The sequence below is a fragment of the Paraburkholderia sp. BR14374 genome, from assembly GCF_040948685.1.
Classification (GTDB): domain Bacteria; phylum Pseudomonadota; class Gammaproteobacteria; order Burkholderiales; family Burkholderiaceae; genus Paraburkholderia; species Paraburkholderia youngii.
In genome coordinates, this window is record NZ_JBFPKF010000003.1 from 285,268 (window position 1) to 305,088 (window position 19,821).

Here is a 19,821-nt window from a genome sequence, read left to right on the forward strand (position 1 = left end):
CCGGTTAGCTCCGCGTCATTGCAGCGCCATCGTCAGCACGCGCGCGACGTGGATCGCGTCGACGCCCGCGCCATCGTGAATCTGATGCCGGCAGCTGGTGCCATCGGCGACCATCACCGTGGCGGCGTCGAGCTTGCGCACCGCGGGCAGCAGCGACAACTCCGCCATCGCCTGCGAGGTCGCGTAGTGCTCCGCTTCATAGCCGAAGCTGCCGGCCATACCGCAGCACGACGATTCGACCGTCGATACCTTCAATTCGGGAATCCACTTCAGCACGGTCTGCACCGGCGTGAATGCATCGAACGCCTTCTGATGGCAGTGGCCGTGCACGAGCGCCTGCCGCATCGGCAGCGGTTTCAATTTGAGCTGCAAACGTCCGGCCTTTTCTTCGCGCACGAGGAATTCCTCGAATAGAAACGCGTGCTGCGCGAGGCGCTGCGCTTCGTCGCCGAAACCGTACTGCAGGAATTCGTCGCGCAACGACAGCAGACACGATGGCTCCAGCCCTACCACCGGCACGCCGCGTTCGACGAACGGCCTGAAGAGTTCGAGCATGCGCCGCGCCTCCCGTTTCGCTTCATCGACGAGACCCGCCGCGAGAAACGTGCGGCCGCAACACACGGGACGCTCGCCCGGGCGCGCATTGAAGTGGACCGTGTAGCCCGCCGCTTCGAGCACCTGTCGTGCGGCACGCGCGTTGTCGGGCTCGAGGTGATTGTTGAAGGTATCGACGAACAGCAGAACTTCTTTCAGTGCGGACGGCTGCGCAGCGCTGCGCGCAGCCTTCGCGGACACCGCATCGGCCAGAAACGCCTTCTTGAACCGCGGGAGATTCCGCTCGGCAGCGAACCCGACCGAGCGCTTGAACCACGCCGACAGCACCGGCACGTTGTCCGCGAGCGCCAGCAGTCCCGGCATGCGGCTCGCCGCGCCCGCATAGCGCGGCATGAAAGCGACGAGCCTGTCGCGCAGCCGCACGCCATGCGTCTTCACCCGCGCCGCGCGCGCCTCGATCTTGAACTTCGCCATATCGACGCCGGTCGGGCAATCGCGCTTGCAGCCCTTGCACGATACGCACAGGTCGAGCGTTTCCTTCACGTCATCGCTCGCGAGTCCGCTCTCGCCGAGCTGGCCCGAAATCGCGAGCCGCAACGTGTTGGCCCGCCCGCGCGTCAGGTGCTGCTCGTCCTTCGTCACGCGATAACTCGGGCACATCGTGCCCGCGTCGAACTTGCGACAGTGGCCGTTGTTGTTGCACATCTCGACCGCCTTCGCGAGGCCGCCGCTCAGATCGTCGCCGCTGCCCGGCGCGCTTTCTTCTCCCGTCAGCGGATCGCGCTTCACGTTCCACGTCGACCAGTCGAGTACCGTTTCGATGCGCTGTTCGCGATAGCCCGCCGCAAAACGGAAATTGCGCGCGTCGTCCATCTTCGGCGGACGCACGATCTTGTCTGGATTGAAGCGATTGTCCGGATCGAACAGCGCCTTGATCTCGCTGAACGCCTCGTTGAGCCGTGGCCCGTATTGCCACGCGACCCATTCGCCGCGGCACAGACCGTCGCCATGCTCGCCGGAATACGCGCCCTTGTACTCGCGCACCAGCGCGGCCGCTTCCTCGGCGATCGCGCGCATCTTCGTCGCGCCGTCGCGGCGCATGTCGAGAATCGGCCGCACGTGCAGCGTGCCGACGCTCGCATGCGCGTACCAGGTGCCTTCGGTGCCGTGGCGATGAAACACGTCGGTCAGGCGGCTCGTGTAGTCGGCCAGATATTCGAGCGGCACCGCGCAGTCTTCGATGAAGGACACCGGCTTGCCGTCGCCCTTCATGCTCATCATGATGTTGAGCCCGGCCTTGCGCACTTCCCACAGCGCTTTCTGCGCATTCGCCTCCGGCATCTCGACGACCGAATCGGGCAGGCCCAGCTCGCCCATCAACTCGGTGAGCTGCTTCAGCGACGCTAGCTGCGCGTCGCGATCCTCGCCCGCGAACTCGACGAGCAGAATCGCCTGCGGCTCACCGACCAGCGCCTTCTCGATCACCGGACGAAACGCGGGATTGCTCAACGCGAGATCGATCATCGTGCGATCGACCAGTTCGACCGCGACCGGCTTCAGCTTGACGATGTGCTGCGTGAGCGCCATCGACTGCCGGAAGGTCGGAAAGTTGACCACGCCAAGCGCCTTGTGCGCGGGCAGCGGCGCGAGCTTCAGCGTGATCTGCCGGCTGAACGCGAGCGTGCCCTCCGAGCCGACCAGCAGATGCGCGAGGTTCGCGCTGCCGTCATCGGTATAGGCGCGGGGGTTCTGGCAGTCGAACAGATCGATGTTGTAGCCCGCCACGCGGCGCAGCACCTTCGGCACGCGCGCGACGATTTCATCACGCTCGCGCTGCGCGATCCGCGTGACGCCCGCGACGATCTGCTGCAAGCGCTCGCCTTGCGGCGTCTCGCGCAGCGACGCGAAGCGCGCTTCGCTGCCGTCGGCGAGGATCGCGTCGATCGCATCGACGTTGTGCACCATGTTGCCGTATTCGATCGAGCGCGAGCCGCACGAGTTGTTGCCCGCCATGCCGCCGATCGTGCACTGCGCGGAAGTCGATACATCGACCGGGAACCACAGTCCATGCGGCTTCAGCCACGCGTTCAGATGGTCGAGCACGACGCCGGGCTCGACCGTCACGGTGCGCGCGTCGGCATCGAACGCGACGATGTTGTTGAGCCACTTGCTCGTATCGACCACCAGCGCTTCGCCGACCGTCTGCCCGCACTGGCTCGTGCCCGCGCCGCGCGCGAGCAGCGGTACTTTCTCGCTGCGCGCGATCTCGAGCGCGATGCGCAGGTCGTCCTGATCGCGCGGCACTACGACGCCGACCGGCGTGATCTGATAGATCGACGCATCGGTCGCGTAGCGGCCGCGGCTGGCGAGATCGAACAGCACGTCGCCGCGCAGCGCTTTGCGCAGATGCTGCGCGAGCGGACTCGTGGCGCGCGCGGCGGAAGGGACCAGACGGATCGGCTTGACGAGCAAGCCCGCAGTGGGATTCGTCATTTCATCGGCCTATGAGGAGCGCGCGTGAGCCGCGCGGCTCGAACAACCTAGTACAGCGTCAGATGCACCGGCGCGAGTCCTTCGATATGCCCGCTCACGTTGCCCGCCTCGCGCGGAAAGAACATGCCGGTGTACGAACCGGCGGTGATCACCATCGCCGGGCTCACCGCGATTCCGCGCGCACTCGCGTGATTGACGAGCCACGTCAACAGCCGCCGCGGATCGCCGGCCGGATTCGCGGGCGTCGTTGCGACGACATTGCGTCCGTTGAACTCGAAACGCAGCGACGGCGTCAAGTACGGGAAATCGTCGCGATACCGCGCGAATTCCCCGACGATCAGCGCGCCGTGATTCTGCAGATCCGCGAGCTGCGCGAGTTTGTCGATGGCGGGCCACTCCGCATAGCGGCTCGCGACGATCTCGATGGTCGCGCCGATCGAGCCGATGCCCGCGAGCACTTCGTCTTCGCCGTACGGCGTCGCGGACGGCTCGAAGCGCCGGCCGAAACGGAAGGCGACCTCGAGTTCGAGCCCGAGCGGCGCGAAACCTTCGCGCGACAGACGCGCGCCATCGGCGTGCAGATCGGTGTCGGGCAATGGCGCGCCTTGAATCGGTCCGCTCGCCGATTTCGCGCCGATCTTCCAGCCGCCGATTCGCGCGCCGCACGCGCTCAGGATTTCGTGCTGGATTGCGTAGGCCGCGTCGGCATCGGCTGGAATCTGCTCGGGCGGCAACGCATCGAGCACCGTGCGACTGCGACGCGCATCGGCAAGAAGCTGGCTCAGTGACGAAGTCATGTTTACGCGCCTAGCCGGGTGGAAACCTGCGCCTTCTCCGACGCGCTGAGTTCGAAGCGGCTCTCCGGCTGCATGCGGAACGCGAGCACGACGCCGATGCCCATCAGCAACATGCTGCCGACGAACGGCAGATCCCAGTTGCCGAAATGGTCGATCAGGAAGCCGCCCATCACCGGCGAGATGATCGCGGCCAGCGCCGAGCCCGTGTTCATCATGCCGCTCGCGGTGCCGGAGAATTCCGGCGCGATATCCATCGGGATCGCCCACATCGGGCCGATCGTCATCTCGGCGAAGAAGAAGCCCGACGCGAGACAGGCGATCGAAAGCGTCAGGTCATGCGTGAACATCAACGGAATCAGCGACAGCAGGCAGAACAGCATGCACACCGACACCATCCAGCTGCGCGCGCGTTTGAGGCTGCCGGTACGCTTGAAAATCGCATCGGTGACGAGGCCGCCGAGCGTATCGCCGATCACGCCGGCGAAGAACACGACCGAGGCGAAGATCGCCGACTTCTGCAACTGCAGATGATGGTTATGCAGGAAGTACAGCGGAATCCAGCTCAGGAACAGCCACAGCGTCCAGCCGTAGCAGAAGTAGACGATCGTGACCGGCGTCATGCGGCGAAACAGCTTGCCCCACGGCAGGCCTGCGACTTTCGGCTTCACCGCGGGCAGCACCGCGAGTTCCTCGGGCGTGATGCGCGGATGATCTTTCGGATGCTCGGTGAACGTGATCGCCCACAGGGCGACCCACACCAGGCTCAGCGCGCCGCAGATATAGAACGATTCGCGCCAGCCCCAGGTGGTCATCACGAGCACGATGAGCGCCGGCGCGACCGCATTGCCGACTCGCGACGCCGCGTGCGTGATGCCCTGCGCGAAGCCGCGTTTTTCTTTCGCGACCCAGCGCGACATTGCCGACGTTGCGGCCGGGAACGTCGCGCCTTCGCCGAAACCGAGCACGAGCCGCGCGGCGAGCAACGAAGCGAGGCCGCCCGCGAGGCCCGTGAACACCGTCGCGAGACCCCAGATCGCACCGCAAAACAGCAGCGTGCGTCGTGCGCCGAAACGATCGCTGACCCAGCCGCCGATCACCTGAAACAGCAGATACGGATACGCGAAAGCCGAGAACACGAGGCCGACCTGCGTATGCGTGAGATTGAATTCCTTGCCGAAACCCGCGGCCGCGGTGCTGACGTTCACGCGATCGAGGTACGTGATGAAGTACATGATGCAGAGCATCACTAGAACGATACTGGTCGCACTGGTCAAACGAAACCGTTTCATCGTCTCTCTCTCGGTGGCATGTGTCGACGGCGCGCCTGAAGTGGCGCGCTGCGTCGTCGCCCGTCGGCCGCGACAGCCGTTATGGACGCATTGCATGTTGTGATGGCCGCGTTCTGCGCGCGGCTCGATGAGAAATGCGCTCCCTGGTGCTACGGCTTGTTTCCTGTTGTTGGCGCTTATGCCGCGGCCTTCAAACCCGGCGTCTTCGGTGCGTGGCTCAACCACTCCATAGCGGCAGGCATGCCGCTTTCCTTAAGGGGCACGCCAGCAAGCCGCAGACCCATTTCGCAGCCGGCCAGGGTCGCGAGCAGCGTCAGGTCGTTGCAATCGCCGAGATGACCGATGCGGAACATGCGGCCTATCAACTTGCCGAGGCCCGTGCCGAGCGACATGTCGAAGCGCTCGTAGATCAGCTTGCGCACCGCGTCGGCATCGACGCCGTCGGGCATCATCACGCCCGTGAGCACCGGACTATAGACGGCGGGATCGGCGCACTGGATTTCGAGCCCCCACGCACGCACCGCGCGGCGAGTCGCTTCGGCGAGCCGCTCGTGACGCGCGAACACGTTGTCGAGCCCTTCGCCGAGAATCATCTCGATCGCTTCGTGCAGGCCGTACAGCAGGTTCGTGTTCGGCGTGTACGGCCAGTAGCCGGTCTTGTTCATTTCGACGATTTCCGACCAGTCCCAGAAGCTGCGCGGCAGCTTCGCGTGCTGGTTGGCGGCCATCGCCTTCGGCGAGATCGCGTTGAAGCTGATGCCCGGCGGCAGCATCAAGCCCTTTTGCGAGCCCGACACGGTCACGTCGACGCCCCATTCGTCGTGGCGGTAATCGGCACACGCGAGACCGGAGATCGTATCGACGAGCAGCAGCGCCGGATGACCCGCGGCGTCGATCGCGCGACGCACGGCGGCGATGTTGGACGTGACGCCGGTCGAGGTTTCGTTGTGCACGACGCAGACCGCCTTGATCACATGCTGCGGGTCGGCGCGCAGGCGCTCTTCGATCATCTGCGGCTGCACGCCGCGCCGCCAGCCTTCGATGCCTGGCAGACCCAGGAACTCGGGCTTCAGGCCGAGCTTCTCGGCCATCTTTTTCCATAGCGTCGCGAAGTGGCCGGTCTCGAACATCAGCACGTGATCGCCAGGGCTCAGCGTATTCGACAACGCGGCTTCCCATGCGCCCGTGCCGGACGCGGGATAGATGACGACCGGCTGCTGCGTCTTGAAGATCTTCTTGATGCCGTCGAGCACCTTGAGACCCAGTTCGCCGAACTCGGGGCCGCGGTGGTCGATGGTCGGGTAGCTCATCGCGCGGAGGATACGATCGGGCACCGGACTCGGCCCCGGAATCTGCAGGAAGTGACGGCCAGCGGGATGAAAATCTAGCTTCAGCATCGGGCTCCTCCAATTTGAATTTTGCATTCAAAAACTGTATCAGAAGAACGGTGACGCCCCCAAGACGAAATATGCTCGTTGAGGTCCGCGTTTACCCGCGTCTGAGCTTGATTAACTAATCGATATGGTTCCGATAAAATCCCCATCATGTAACGCTTAGGGTTTTTGTATGCAAAATTCGGATTTTGACGCGGGTGTGACCGCTGCCCCGCTGATGCCGAAGGTCGAGCGTCAGCGCCTGCATGACACGGTGGTGGAGCACATCCGCCGCTTTATCGTCGAGGGGGTGCTGGAGCCCGGCAAGAAACTGAACGAGCGCGAGTTGTGCGAAACGCTCGGCATTTCGCGCACACCGCTGCGCGAGGCGCTGAAGGTGCTGGCCGCCGAGGGTTTGATCGAGATTTCGCCGAATCGGGGCGCGTCGGTGTCGAAAATGTCGGAGGCGGAAGTGCGCGAAACCTTCGAATTGATGAGCGGCCTCGAAGCGTTTTCGGGCGAACTCGCAGCCGAACGCATCACGGCGGCCGAACTCGCCGAAATCAAGGCCCTGCATTACGCGATGCTCGCGTGCCGCGCGCAGAATGATCTGCCGGGCTACTACAGCCGCAACCAGGCGATTCACGACAAGATCAACGAAGCGGCGAGGAATTCAGCGCTGCGGCAGACCTATGTGTCGGTCAACCGGCGGCTGCAGGCGCTGCGCTTTCGCTCGAACTATCAGACGCCGAAGTGGGACCGCGCGATTCACGATCACGATGAAATGCTGAAGGCGCTCGAGGCTCGCGACGGCAAGAAGCTCAGCGCGATTTTGCGTCAGCATCTGCTCGATAAGCGGGATGCGGTTTTGCAGGTGCCGGTGCAGGAGGAAGTGGTCGCTTCGGCCTCCGTGTCGAAGGCGTGATGCGGACAACCGATGCCGAGTCCCACTCCTCGTCACCCCATCGGCAAACAAAACTTGTCCACCTAAATTGTTGGCAAGCCTGTGGACAACCTTCGCACAGCGAGCTTAAGTGCTTGAAGCGTGAGAACTATCCGCGTGCGGTGCACGCGTAGGCAGCGAGCGTCGCTATGGAGTCCGTGATAGCGGAGAGCGGGCTTGGCAAGGATGCCGTATCAGTCGGACCAACCTCGAAGACCAGTTGTCCACATAATTTGGGAACAAGCTTGTGGACAACCTGCGCACAGGCCTGTCAAGTGATTGATGCGGCAGGCCTATCGCTCGCGGATGCGGGAGCGGGCAGCGGCGCGGCACGTCGTGTGATGCAAGCGAACGACCGCGCCGTCCACATCGATTTCACTGCGTCGTTTCACGGCTGCGCAGCGACTCCGGCAGCCCATACAGCACGATCAGCGCGCATACCACGCTCATCGTGCCGATCACATACAGCGCCGGCGTCGTGCTGCCGGTCAGATCCTTCACACGGCCCACCATCACCGGGCTCACGATCCCGCCGAGTTGCCCGAGCGTGTTGATCAACGCGATACCGCCCGCGGCGCCCGCGCCCGTCAGCAGCTTGGGCGGCAGCGCCCAGAATGCCGGAATCGATGCGACCACGCCCGCGCCCATCACCGCAAGCGCGACCACCAGCAAGGCGGTCTGCTTGTCGAAGTAGCCCGCAGCGAAGAAGCCGAGCGCCGACATCAACAGCAGCCCGAACACGAACTTGCGCCGCTCGCCGCTCGCGTCCGACAGGCGCCCGACCACCACCATGCAGATCGCGCCGCACACGTAAGGCACCGCCGTCAGCAGGCCGACTACAGTGGGATTCTTCGTGCCCGCCACGTGAATCAGATGCGGTGCCCAGAAATTCAGACCGTACGACGCGATCTGAATCAGGAAGTACACGAGCCCGAGGGTCAGGAAGCCCGGCGTTTTCAGCGCGCCCAGCAGCGAATGGCCGGTCGGCGCCGGGCGGCTTTGCTGCGCGATCTGCCCGGCGAGCAAGCTCTTCTCCGCCGAGGACAGCCAGTCCGCATCGTCGATGCGATCCTTCAGCAGCTTCAGCACCAGCAAACCGAGCACCACACACGGCAAGCCGCCGAGCAGGAACAGCCAGTGCCAGCCCGGCATGCCGAGCACCCCGTCCATATGACCGATCACGAGCCCAGCGAGCGGCGCACCGACCAGCCCCGAAAACGCCGATGCGAGAAACAGCATCGACGTGATGCGGCCGCGATATGCGGTCGGAAACCACAGCGTCAGGTAGTACAGTACGCCGGGCGCGAAGCCCGCTTCCATCGCGCCGATCACGAAGCGCAGCCCGTAGAACTGCCATTCGTTGTTGACGAACACCATCGCAGCGGTCGCGAGTCCCCACGAAATCATGATCCGCGCGATCCAGCGTCGCGCGCCGACCTTGTACAGGAACAGGTTGCTCGGCACCTCGAACAGCACGTAGCCGATCACGAACAGACTCGCGCCGAGACCGTACGCGGTATCGGACAAGCCCAGATCGCTTTGCAGCTGGAACTTTGCGAAGCTGATATTGATGCGGTCGAAGAACGCGAACAGATAGCAGATCATGATGAGCGGCATCAGCCGCCACGCAACTTTGCGGACGATCGCCGCGAGATCGTCCGCGCCATGTTCGCGGGTCCTGCCCGCCACTACGCCCAGCTCGCTCATGCTTGTCTCCAATGCCGGATTCGGCGGTGCCGTCCGGTCGTTTGATCGGTTGAGGGGTTGTTTGTCGGGGTTCGCTTCAGATCTGTCGAACGTAGTCGGGCACCGGATGCAAATCGCAATTGCGGCCTGCTTTGGCGACTTGCCCCGGCACGTCGTGGCCGAGCAATGCAGGCAAGCCGCGCGACAGCGCGAGCAGCTTCGGCAGGTCGATCCCGGTCGGGATGCCCATTTCGTCGCACAGGTTCACGAGGTCTTCGGTGCAGATGTTGCCCGACGCACCCGGCGCGAACGGGCAGCCGCCGAGGCCGCCGAGCGCCGCATCGAAGCGGCGCGCGCCGGCTTCATACGCGGCGAGCACGTTGGCGATACCGAGGCCGCGCGTGTTATGAAAGTGCAGCGTGAGCGCCGTGGCCGGCAGCGTTTCGAGCACGCGCGCGACGAGCCGCGCGACCTGGCGCGGATTCGCCATGCCGGTCGTATCGGCGAGCGTGATGCCCTCGATGCCCATCTCGCGATATGCGTCGACGATGCCGATCACCCGGTCTTCGTCGATGCGCCCTTCGAACGGACAGCCGAACGCGGTCGCCACGGTCGCATTGAGCCGCACGCCCGCGGCCAGCGCTCGACGCACGATGTCGTCGAACGCCGCGAGCGACGACTCGCAGCTCATGCGCATGTTCGCGCGGTTATGCGTCTGACTCGCGGACATGACGAGGTTCAGTTCGTCGGCGCGCGCGGACAACGCGCGCTCGGCGCCTTTCAGGTTCGGCACCAGCGCGACATAGATCACGCCGGGTTGCCGCTCGATCCGCTGGAACACCGCCTCGCCGTCGCGCAACGCTGGAATCGCATTCGGCGACACGAACGAGCCCGCTTCGATGCGCGTGAATCCGCAGGTGGATAGCCCGTTGATCAGCGCGATCTTGTCGGCGGTTTCAACCCAGGCGGGTTCGATCTGCAGGCCATCGCGCGGGGCGACTTCCTGCACGATCAGCTGGTCGAATGACGCGGCCTCGCGCGTGGAAAAGATCGAAGAATTCATTGCACCGCTCCCTCGCGACGGAGACGCTCGATGTCTTCGCTCGCGAATCCAACTTCGCTGAGCACGCTGCCGGTGTGCTCGCCGAGCGTCGGCCCTTGCCAGCGCACTTCGCCCGGCGTGTCCGACAGCTTCGGCACGATGCCCGGCATCTTCACCGACGCGCCGCCCGGCAATTGCGCCTGCAGCAACATGTCGCGCGCCTGGTAGTGCGGATCGGCGACGATGTCGGCCACCGAATAGATGCGGCCCGCCGGCACTTCGGCGCGTTCGAGCGCGGCCAGCACGTCTTCGGTCGCGTGATGCAAGGTCCACTCGGCGATCGCCTGATCGAGCAGCGCGACCTGCTTCACGCGGCCGTCGTTGTGCGCGAGCGCGGGATCGTCGGCGAGATCGGGGCGGCCGATCAAATGCATCAGGCGCTTGAAGATCGGATCGCTGTTGCCGGCGATCACGACATAGCCGTCGTCCTCGGTGCGATAGGTGTTCGAAGGGGCGATGCCCGGCAGCGCGCCGCCGCTGCGCTCTCGCACATGGCCGAGCAGGTCGTATTCGGGCACGAGGCTTTCCATCAGATTGAAGACGCTCTCGACGAGCGACACATCGACCACCTGCCCTTCGCCCTGGCCGGTCTTCACGCGCAGCAGCGACATCAGCGCGCCGATCACGCCGTGCAGCGACGCGAGCGAATCGCCGAGACTCACGCCGACGCGCGCCGGTGCGCCGTCGACTTCACCGGTCGTGTAACGGATGCCGCCCATCGCCTCGCCGATCGCACCGAAGCCCGGCCGGTCACGATACGGGCCGGACTGACCGTAGCCGGAAATGCGCACCATCGTCAGTTTCGGGTTCAGCGCGTGCAGCACGTCCCAGCCGAGGCCGAGCTTTTCGAGCGCACCGGGACGCAGATTTTCGATGATGACGTCGGCATCGGCGGCGAGGCGCTTGACGACCTCGACGCCATCGGCCGATTTCAGATTCACGCAGACGGACTTCTTGTTGCGCGACTGCAGATACCACCACAGCGACGTGCCTTCATGCAGCTTGCGCCATTTGCGAAGGGGATCGCCAGTTTCGGGCGCTTCGATCTTGATCACGTCGGCGCCGAATTCGGCCATCAGTCGCGCGGCGAACGGCGCGGCAATGAGCGTGCCGATCTCGACGACACGAATACCCTGCAGTGGTCCACCCATGTTGCTGTCTCCGAACTCGTTTCGTATTGGGAGACAGCTTAGAAGCGGCGTGGTGGCGGCGTCCAACCGCAATTCGCCAACGACCGTTCGCGAACGGCGAACGCTCAGCGGCGGCTGCGCGACCGGCGCGGTGGTTCGGTGGTGATGGGTGCGGGTTCGGGTTGAGCGTCCGCTGCCGTTTCGCGCGCTTCGACCGTGCGCAGATGATCGAACAGCAGCCGGCTCACCGGCGACAATGCATCGACGTCGCGCACGACGAGCACGAGGCTGCGCTCGGCCCAGTCGTCGTCGAGCGGCATGCCGACGAGACCGAGCGGGCGGCCCATCAGCTGATACACCTTTTGCGGCAGCACGCCGACGCCCATGCCCGCCTGCACCATCCGGCAAACCGCATCGAAGCCCGGCACGTGGATGCGCAACCGCAGCGGCTTGCCGGCCTGGCGCGCCGCGAGGTGCGTGCGCGCGTTGATCGAACTCGCCGAATGCAGGCCGACGTGATCGCCATCGAGCGTTTCGGTGAACGCGATGCTCGTGCGTGCCGCGAGCGGATGATCGTCGCGCATCACGATCACGAGCGAATCGCGCCGGTAGTGCTCGACGTGCAGTTCGCGCGTGTCGGCGTCGCCGGAACAGATGCCGAGACCGGCGAGGCTTTCGTCGATGGCCTTGACGACGCCGCCACTCGGCCGCTCTTCGAGATCGACCTTCACGCGTTCGTGCAGCGACTGGAACGCGCGCAGATCTTCGGGCAGAAATTCGACGATCGCCGACAGGTTCGCCATCGTCCGCACATAGCCGAGCACGCCGCTAGCATGGCCGGCCAGTTCGATGCCGATGCTCTCGATGTCGCGCAGCACCCGGCGCGCGTGATGCAGAAGTGTTTCGCCCGCCGGCGTCAGCGTCATGCCGCGCGCGTTGCGCTGAAATAGCGACGCGCCGACCGCCTGTTCGAGTTCGACCAGCCGCTTGCTGGCGGCGGACACCGCGATCGCCTCGCGCTCGGCCGCACGCGTGAGCGTGCCCTCTTCGAACACGGCGAGAAAGAGCTGCAGCGTGGTGAGATCGAGCTTGCGCAGAAGGTTTTTGATGGCCATGGGGCGGCGGCGCAGAAGTGCGATGCGCCTATTTTGACGCCAGTTGCGCAAATCGTGGGGCCGCGCCCGCTCAGTTGGCCAATCGGTCGCTCACGACTTCCACCCCGAGCCCAGAATCATCGTGCAGAAGTTCTCGCGATGATAATGCGGGTCTTTCAGCGCGAGCACGTCGGCCTTCACGTTGCCGAACGTCGTGTGCGGCTTGTGGATCGTGCCGTGCGCGAACGCATCGATGATGCCTTCCTTGAAGTGCGCGTCGAACGGCATGACGCTGATGGCGGACTCGACCTTCGAGCAGGCGCGCGAACCGTTCGATCTCGCGCTCGTCGCTGGCGGTCCCGCTCTGCCACACAAGGAAGTGCCCGACGCGCGCCTGCTCGACTGGCTCGCTAACGTCGCGACACGTTGCGGCCGCTACGGATCGATCTGCACCGGCGCATTCGCGCTCGGTCACGCGGGCCTGCTCGATGGGCGGCATGTGACCACGCACTGGCAGCACGCGGCGCAACTCGCCGCGCAGTTTCCGCGCGCGCGGGTCGACTTCGTCGAACGCGCGCGCGTGAGATGCCGCGCGCAAGCTGCTCGAAAGCAGCGCCGCGGCGCTGAAGACGATCGCCTACGATTGCGGCTTCGGCACCGCCGACCGCATGCGCATCGTGTTTGCGAAGCGGCTTGGCGTGACGCCGATGCAGTATCGCGAGCGCTTTCGGTCGGCCTGAATACGGCGTGAGAAAATCGACCATTCTGCAAGACAACGATCACAAGGAACGACATGACCTCATCTTCTCCGATCCGCGCGATCGTCACCGGCCATACGCGCGGCCTGGGCGCGGCGCTCGCCGAACAACTGCTCGCGCGCAACGTCACGGTGCTCGGTCTGTCGCGCTCGCGCAATGCGGCGCTAAAGGCGCGCTTTGCCGCGCAGCTCGAAGAGATCGAGCTGCCCCTCGCCGAGCCCGCACGCGTCGCTCAATGGATCGCCACCGACGCGCTGAGCAACTTCGTGCGCGGCGCGCAGACGGTGCTGCTGATCAACAATGCGGGCACGCTGGAACCGATCGGGCCCATCGAAGGTCAGGACGCAGCGAACGTCGCGGACGCGGTGAGCCTGAACGTCGCGACGCCGCTGATGCTCGCGAGCGCGCTCGCCGCCGCGGCCGTCGACGCAACCGACCGGCGCATCGTGCACATTTCGAGCGGCGCGGCGCGCAACGCGTATCCGGGCTGGAGCATCTACTGCGCGACCAAGGCCGCGCTCGATCATCACGCGCGCGCCGTCGCGCTCGATGCGACTTGCGCGCTGCGCATCTGCAGCCTCGCGCCGGGTGTGATCGATACGGACATGCAGGCGCAAATTCGCGGTAGCGGCGAAGAGCAATTCCCGATGCGCCAGCGCTTCGAAGACCTGAAGCGCAACGGCCAACTGTCGACGCCCGAGCAATCCGCGGAGCGATTGATCGACTACGCGCTTAGCGATGCTTTCGGGCAGACGCCGGTCGCGGACATTCGCGAGATCGCGAAACCGGCCTGAACGGGTGATCGCGGGCGAGTGCTGCCGCTCCCGAAAAGCCTCACCTTTGGCACGGAGTGGCGGTGAATCGGCGTCTGGTAGCGTCGTCAGTGCTCCCGAAAAGCCTCACCTTTGCGGTGAAATGAGGGCTCGAGGGGGCATTTCAGCCCGCGGCGTGGCTCTTACACACTGCTCCTGAAAATCCTCACCATTGATCGAACGCAGTCGGTTCGCGTCGCGGATGCGGGCCGCGTAAGCGGCAGATCGCGTGGACATTCAACGACTTACGTTACACAGCCGCCGAGCGGCCAACGCGATGGATGCAATGATTGGCGACTGCATGAGACGCGTTTTGAGTCCCGAATCTCCTCACCTATGGCTGATAGGCAAAATGCGTGCACTGCCGCCCGCCCCTTGCCGCACGGCTTATTTCGCTTCTGGCACGGCCGGTTAGTTGCAAAAGAGCCGCCGCCGCGCGACTCCCGAAACTTCTCACCTTTCGCGTGCCGCACCCGCCACGATCATTCGATCAGGCACAACCAGTAACCGACGTGAGCCCTCGCCGGCTTCCTGCGAGACGGCCTCACCGCATTGCGCTTCTGACCGGAACCATGCTTCTCAAGAAGCCATTCGCAACTTATCGCACCGTCGAGGCGACTCCCGAATACCCTCACCTTTAGTTTTGAAGTGCGCGTACAGGTGCGCATATTCTCACCTCGGCTGCTCCCGAATCTTCTCACCTATCGATATCGACGCCTACGCCGCAGAATATAATCGGAGCCGACGGTCGATTACTCGTCGCGAGGCGGCAGTGCGTAGCGTCGCCTCTCCCACGCTGGCAACACGCGGCTCGAACGGCAGTTCCTGGCAAACCGGCAAAGGAGGAAGAATGAAAACAAACGGCGCGAGAACAATCCTCGGCGCAATGGTCGCGATGGCCATCGCGACTTGCGCGACCTATGCGAACGCACAGACGCGCGAGATGCCGAACGATGCGTCGATGCAAAGCCAGCCGGCCCCAGCGGCTTCGAACCGGCACGCTAACCGGTCCGACAGCGCGATCGTCCGCGACGTCCGCCGCGCTTTCACGCGCACCACGAACCTCAATTCGGCGAACATCCGTGTCGAATCGCGCCATGCCATCGTCACGCTGAGCGGCACGGTTCCGCGGCAATCGCAAATCGAGCGAGCCGGCAACGCGGCGCGATCGGTTCGCGGCGTCAGAAGCGTGCATAACCGGCTGACGGTGCGACGGCGCGCCAATCAGTAAGCCTGTGTGGCGGCATCGGCCGGATGGATCGATGCCGCCTGTTCGACCTTCCCCCTCTATCGGCATCGATCCGCACGTCGTTCACAGTGCGCGGCGTTGCGCGCCGCACATTTTCTCCGCTCTGCTTGAGAAACAGGTTGACCTCGGCGGAAACCGAACCCTAGAATTCAAGAATCATCACCAATGGGGCTCACGCCTTGGACACCTGCAGTAGCCGACTTTCGAACAATTTCGCTGCCTGACCGGCAGGACGTCCGCGCTCTCTTCATCAGCCGCCGTCTTGCCAGAAGGCAGACGGTGCGCGCCACAGTCTTTTCCCGTGCACCTAACGTAACGTCGTCTCCGCATGACAGGAACGCCGCGTTCAAACGCGTCCCTGCGCTGATACGGCGTCGCATCGCGAGCCTCGTGCTTGCGGTCGCGTTTGCGCGCGCGTTGTCAGTCAAACGCAATGCGCGCGAACGCGTGGATAAACACGTGTGTAGCAACGTGCTTAGCGAACGTGCTTAGCGAACGTATCAATCGCTCATACACGCTAGCCGCCAACAAGGAGCCGCCATGCCTGGCAGTGACAGTTATCCCTTATGCCGCTTCCCTGTTCTATTAACTGAGGAAAGCGAGTAGACCTCCACCGCCGCGCCCGGACATACGCGGCCTCCGTGTCTGCTGGCTTTCCACCAGCGCGTCGAAACCGGCGCACGGAGATACCCAATGCAATTCGGCCTCCTTCTTTCGAAGTTCCCGCGCGTACAGGAATCGCGCGCGTTTTACGACGCTCTGCTCGTGCTGCACCCGCGCGAATTGCGTCCGTTCATCGCCTTCTGCCGTCGCGTAATGTCGCGCGTGGCATAGCGTTTCGCGACCCGACCTCCGACAACTACAACCAGGAGAGAACGACATGTCTACTCCGACGAACTTTTCCTCCGCGCGCAGCGCCGTGCTCGATTCGGCACACGTAGGCGATATCAAGGGCGCGCTCGGCACGATCGCTCACCATGACATCGCACCGCGCACCAGCTGGTGGGCGCGCGTGCGCACGCTGCTCGCGATCCTCGGCCCCGGTCTGATCGTGATGGTCGGCGACAACGACGCGGGCGCATTCGGCACCTACACGCAGGCCGGCCAGAACTACGGCACCACGTTGCTGTGGACCATGCTGTTGCTGGTGCCGGTGCTGTTCGTCAATCAGGAGATGGTGTTGCGGCTCGGCGCGGTCACGGGCGTGGGCCACGCGCGGCTTATTTTCGAGCGCTTCGGCAAGTTCTGGGGCGCGTTCAGCGTCGTCGATCTGTTCCTGCTGAACGCGCTGACCATCGTGACGGAATTCATCGGCATCACGTTCGTGCTCGACTTCTTCGGCGTCTCGAAGATCGCGGGCGTGTGCATCGCCGCGGCGCTGACGATGGCCGCCGTCAGCACCGGCGACTTCCGCCGCTTCGAGCGTTTCGCGGTCGCGCTGTGCGTGTTGAGCCTGCTGCTCGTGCCGGTGCTCGTATCGATTCATCCGCCGGTCGGCCAGATCGCGCGCGACTTCTTCATTCCGAACTGGCCCGCGCATTCGAAGCTGTCCGACGTGATGCTGCTCGTGATCGGCATCGTCGGTACGACGGTCGCTCCTTGGCAGCTGTTCTTCCAGCAGAGCTATGTGGTCGACAAGCGCATCACGCCGCGCTTCATGAACTACGAAAAAGCCGACCTGTGGATCGGCATCGTGTTCGTGCTGATCGGCGCAGTCGCGATGATCTCGTTCAGCGCGGCGCTGTTCGACGGCCGGCCCGGCTTCGGCAACTTCACGGACGCGGGCGGTGTGATCGCCGGTCTGGAGAGATACGCGGGACGGACCTCGGCGGTGCTGTTCGCGATCGCGCTGTTCGACGCGTGCGTGATCGGCGCGGCAGCCGTGTCGCTATCAACCGCCTATGCGATCGGCGACGTGTTCAAGATCCGTCATTCGCTGCACCGTAGCGTGTCGGACGCGAAGGGCTTCTACGTCGTGTACTTCGCGATCGTCGCGGCCGCCGCGGTATTGGTGCTGATTCCGGGCAGCCCGCTCGGTCTGCTGACCGAAGCGGTGCAAACGCTCGCCGGCGTGCTGCTGCCGAGCGCGACCGTGTTCCTGCTGCTGCTGTGCAACGACCGCGCGGTGCTCGGTCCGTGGGCCAACTCGAAGAAGCTCAATCTGTTTACCGGCTCAGTGATCTGGGTGCTCGTGATGCTGTCGATCATCCTGACCGCGTCGGTGATCTATCCGGACATCGCGGCGGAAACGATCATCGAAGTACTGGCGGGTGGCACGTTGCTCGCGGTCGTCGGGTATGCGGCGAGCATTGGGCTTCGCAAACTGCGCGGCGAATCCGCCGCAGCCGAGCCGGCTTCGGTCTATACGAAAGAAGCGCGCAACACATGGCGCATGCCGCCGCTCGACGAACTGCCGCCGCCGCGTCTGACGCTCGCCAAACGCGTATGGATGGGCGTGCTGCGCGGCTATCTGCTGCTCGCGATCGCGCTCGTGATCGTCAAGGTCGTGCAGATGGCGCTGCTGAAGTAGTGCGAAAGGTGAGGAGTTCCAGGAGGTCCGGGCAATGGTGAGGTTTTACGGGAGCCACGTCCGGAACGACAACGCAAGCGCTGCCGGAGCCCGAGCCGGCCGGCAGCGCTTCAAACAATTCATTGAACTCATTGCCCCTTCCACGCGCGCGGCACCCGGTGAAAATTCCGGACGAAGTAAATCAGACTGTCGCCATCGGCGCGCACACGAATCTGCGTGGTCTGCACGAACATGACCGAGTGCGGGCCGACTTCCTTCGCTTCGACGATCTTCCCCTGCAAGCTCGCTAGTGCGCCGCGCAGCACCGGCACATCGTTTCGCCCTGATCCCATACGGGCAGCTTGAAGCGATCCTCCATCGAAAGACCGGTCATGCCCGCAAAATGTGCCCGGCGTGCCCGGAATCAAGTCCGGACGACATGGCTGCACGATATGAGCGGCGATAAACGCTACGGTGAGGATTTACGGGAGCGGCTGGCGGGATATGCGACGGCTCGCGCCGTGTGCGTCGGAATGGCGATGGAGAGGAGACGCGTCGAAGAGCGCAAAACGTGCTTCGCTGGCTTCAGCATTGTGGTGAATAACGGCGTTTCGGAGCAGCCAGCGCGGAGCGTGTCGGTGTTCAGTGCGAGAAAGGTACGCTGGAATGCAGGGCTAAAAGTCGAACCGAGCCTGCTAAGGTGAGATCTTCCAGGGGTGGTGAGGATTTCCAGGAGTCAGGAGGACGACACGGGTTCGCAAAGGTGAGGAATTCCAGGAGATCAACCCCGCATTCGAGGCTTCATGCTCGCGGCAATTGCTCGGTCCGGGTGAAGCGGGAGCCTTTTGCTCCCGAAAAACCTCACCTTAGGGCCATCGCCCTCATTGCTTCCGGCTCCTATCGCAGCACAAAAAAGATGCGACCTGTCCGTGGTGACAGCGGCTGGCCATTCCCAGACCGACCTTTCCGAACTGCGTGAAATCATGCAGGGAAGCTGCGCTCGGCCGCCGGGTGGCTGTACACCGGGAAGTCAGGCGTCATCCAACCATGTGATGATGCCCCGCATTTATTGCTGTCTCATTCGTGAGTTCTTTTTCCGTCTTCCCACGCTCGACCCTGAGGATTGCCGGTAGCAACACGCTGTTCTTCGCCGCCGTCACTTCAGCGAGAATCGATATCGATGTGTGCGATTGGGTGCCAGCGCTCCAACCGCGCAGCGCCCCGTAAGACAGAGCGAGCAGATTTTCGTAGTGTGAGACGGAAGGTCGCAACTTCGTTGTCCGATTTAGGTGATTTCCCAAAAGTCGCAACTTTTTTGACAACGCACAACTCCGTCAGAACTTCACCTTCACCTGAAAACCAATCGTAAAGGGCAGATTATCCGAAGGGATCGGCGGAATTACGATGAAGTTCGCGCCGACGCGCTTGTATTCGAGCATTACGATCGGCGCGACCACCGGGCCGATCGTATGATTGCTGCCGAGACCCCAGTTGCCGTAGTTATAGCCGGAGATGATCCCGCCGATCGCCGCGATCCGCACGATGCCCCAATGCGCGAACTCGGGCGCCCACACGGCGCCGCCATAGTAGGACGGCCGACGCAGCGAGTTGCGAAAGCCGCCGGCCGTTAGCGCCCACTGGTTGTTCAGCCAGCATTCGACGCCCAGCCCGGGGTTGAATTGCTCGAAGTGCGTATCGGGATCGGGATTGATGTGATACGAGCCGAGCATCGCGTCGACCCATACACCGCCGTCACACCAGCTCGCGTGTGCCGTGGAGACCGCCGCGAAGCTTGCGAAAAGCGCCACCGCGGCGCGCCGGATATTCTTGTTCATCTGCCTGAAGTGCATTTCTTCTCCGTCACCGGTCGAGCGCCGGTGTCATCGTGTTCTGGCGATCCGCGTGCCGCCCGACGCGCACTGTACCTGAAGCCGCGCGCTCGATGTTGAGGACTCGCTCGGCCCGGCCGGGCATGCGACGTGCCCCGCAGCCGGAACCGCCAGGATAAAGGAGAACCGATGGCGTCCTGAT

At 64.0% G+C, this 19,821-nt stretch carries 14 protein-coding genes and 3 pseudogenes; 6 read left to right on the top strand and 11 right to left on the bottom strand.

The window, feature by feature from the left end; genetic code table 11:
* Nucleotides 1–15: 15 nt before the first annotated feature.
* The 4 genes from AB3X86_RS08395 to AB3X86_RS08410 form a co-directional block, all read right to left on the bottom strand.
* Complete coding sequence (locus tag AB3X86_RS08395; protein WP_368595596.1) at nucleotides 16–3,048, bottom strand: FAD-binding and (Fe-S)-binding domain-containing protein; 3,033 nt, start codon at nucleotides 3,046–3,048, stop codon at nucleotides 16–18.
* 47 nt (nucleotides 3,049–3,095) lie between these two features.
* Nucleotides 3,096–3,845 (bottom strand): 2-keto-4-pentenoate hydratase, encoded by a 750-nt coding sequence (locus AB3X86_RS08400; RefSeq protein ID WP_368595597.1) that lies wholly within the window; start codon nucleotides 3,843–3,845, stop codon nucleotides 3,096–3,098.
* Nucleotides 3,846–3,847: 2 nt separating this feature from the next.
* Complete coding sequence (locus AB3X86_RS08405; protein ID WP_176107125.1) at nucleotides 3,848–5,134, bottom strand: MFS transporter; 1,287 nt, start codon at nucleotides 5,132–5,134, stop codon at nucleotides 3,848–3,850.
* A gap of 176 nt (nucleotides 5,135–5,310) precedes the next feature.
* Nucleotides 5,311–6,531: an alanine--glyoxylate aminotransferase family protein gene (locus tag AB3X86_RS08410; protein ID WP_368595598.1), complete on the bottom strand. Its 1,221-nt coding sequence runs from the start codon at nucleotides 6,529–6,531 to the stop codon at nucleotides 5,311–5,313.
* 169 nt (nucleotides 6,532–6,700) lie between these two features.
* Here AB3X86_RS08410 and AB3X86_RS08415 point away from each other — a divergent pair, with 169 nt between their 5' ends.
* Entirely contained in the window at nucleotides 6,701–7,432 is a 732-nt protein-coding gene (locus tag AB3X86_RS08415; RefSeq protein WP_368595599.1) for a GntR family transcriptional regulator, read from the top strand.
* A 393-nt stretch (nucleotides 7,433–7,825) separates the two neighbouring features.
* Here AB3X86_RS08415 and AB3X86_RS08420 read toward each other — a convergent pair whose 3' ends face one another.
* The 5 genes and pseudogenes from AB3X86_RS08420 to AB3X86_RS08440 form a co-directional block, all read right to left on the bottom strand.
* Nucleotides 7,826–9,157 (bottom strand): MFS transporter, encoded by a 1,332-nt coding sequence (locus tag AB3X86_RS08420; protein WP_368595600.1) that lies wholly within the window; start codon nucleotides 9,155–9,157, stop codon nucleotides 7,826–7,828.
* 76 nt (nucleotides 9,158–9,233) lie between these two features.
* The gene (locus AB3X86_RS08425; RefSeq protein WP_368595601.1) at nucleotides 9,234–10,199 is read right to left on the bottom strand and encodes a hydroxymethylglutaryl-CoA lyase; all 966 of its coding nucleotides are present in this window, start codon (nucleotides 10,197–10,199) and stop codon (nucleotides 9,234–9,236) included.
* Nucleotides 10,196–11,389, bottom strand: a complete 1,194-nt coding sequence (locus tag AB3X86_RS08430) for a CaiB/BaiF CoA transferase family protein (RefSeq protein ID WP_368595602.1) — start codon at nucleotides 11,387–11,389, stop codon at nucleotides 10,196–10,198. Before AB3X86_RS08430 ends, AB3X86_RS08425 begins: the two co-directional genes overlap by 4 nt.
* Nucleotides 11,390–11,493: 104 nt before the next feature.
* The gene (locus tag AB3X86_RS08435) at nucleotides 11,494–12,483 is read right to left on the bottom strand and encodes a LysR family transcriptional regulator (RefSeq protein ID WP_368595603.1); all 990 of its coding nucleotides are present in this window, start codon (nucleotides 12,481–12,483) and stop codon (nucleotides 11,494–11,496) included.
* A gap of 90 nt (nucleotides 12,484–12,573) precedes the next feature.
* Nucleotides 12,574–12,735: pseudogene (locus AB3X86_RS08440) on the bottom strand (phosphohydrolase); the annotation flags it as partial.
* Between the two features lies 1 nt (nucleotide 12,736).
* Between AB3X86_RS08440 and AB3X86_RS08445 the strand changes: the two are divergent.
* From AB3X86_RS08445 to AB3X86_RS08465, 5 genes and pseudogenes are all read left to right on the top strand, one after another.
* Nucleotides 12,737–13,202 (top strand): annotated as a pseudogene (locus AB3X86_RS08445) (DJ-1/PfpI family protein); the annotation flags it as partial.
* 53 nt (nucleotides 13,203–13,255) lie between these two features.
* Complete coding sequence (locus tag AB3X86_RS08450) at nucleotides 13,256–14,014, top strand: SDR family oxidoreductase (protein ID WP_368595604.1); 759 nt, start codon at nucleotides 13,256–13,258, stop codon at nucleotides 14,012–14,014.
* 868 nt (nucleotides 14,015–14,882) lie between these two features.
* On the top strand, nucleotides 14,883–15,263 hold the full coding sequence (locus AB3X86_RS08455; protein WP_368595605.1) for a BON domain-containing protein: 381 nt from the start codon (nucleotides 14,883–14,885) through the stop codon (nucleotides 15,261–15,263).
* 711 nt (nucleotides 15,264–15,974) lie between these two features.
* Nucleotides 15,975–16,115, top strand: coding sequence for a hypothetical protein (locus tag AB3X86_RS08460; RefSeq protein WP_368595606.1), 141 nt, complete (start codon nucleotides 15,975–15,977; stop codon nucleotides 16,113–16,115).
* A 46-nt stretch (nucleotides 16,116–16,161) separates the two neighbouring features.
* A complete protein-coding gene (locus AB3X86_RS08465; RefSeq protein ID WP_368595607.1) occupies nucleotides 16,162–17,811 on the top strand; it encodes an NRAMP family divalent metal transporter in 1,650 nt (549 codons plus the stop codon).
* A gap of 128 nt (nucleotides 17,812–17,939) precedes the next feature.
* On the opposite strand, the pseudogene AB3X86_RS08470 reads toward AB3X86_RS08465, so the two are convergent.
* Together AB3X86_RS08470 and AB3X86_RS08475 are read right to left on the bottom strand one after the other, a co-directional pair.
* A pseudogene (locus AB3X86_RS08470) lies at nucleotides 17,940–18,196 on the bottom strand (flavin reductase); the annotation flags it as partial.
* 928 nt (nucleotides 18,197–19,124) lie between these two features.
* Entirely contained in the window at nucleotides 19,125–19,640 is a 516-nt protein-coding gene (locus AB3X86_RS08475; protein ID WP_176107101.1) for a hypothetical protein, read from the bottom strand.
* Nucleotides 19,641–19,821: the final 181 nt, after the last annotated feature.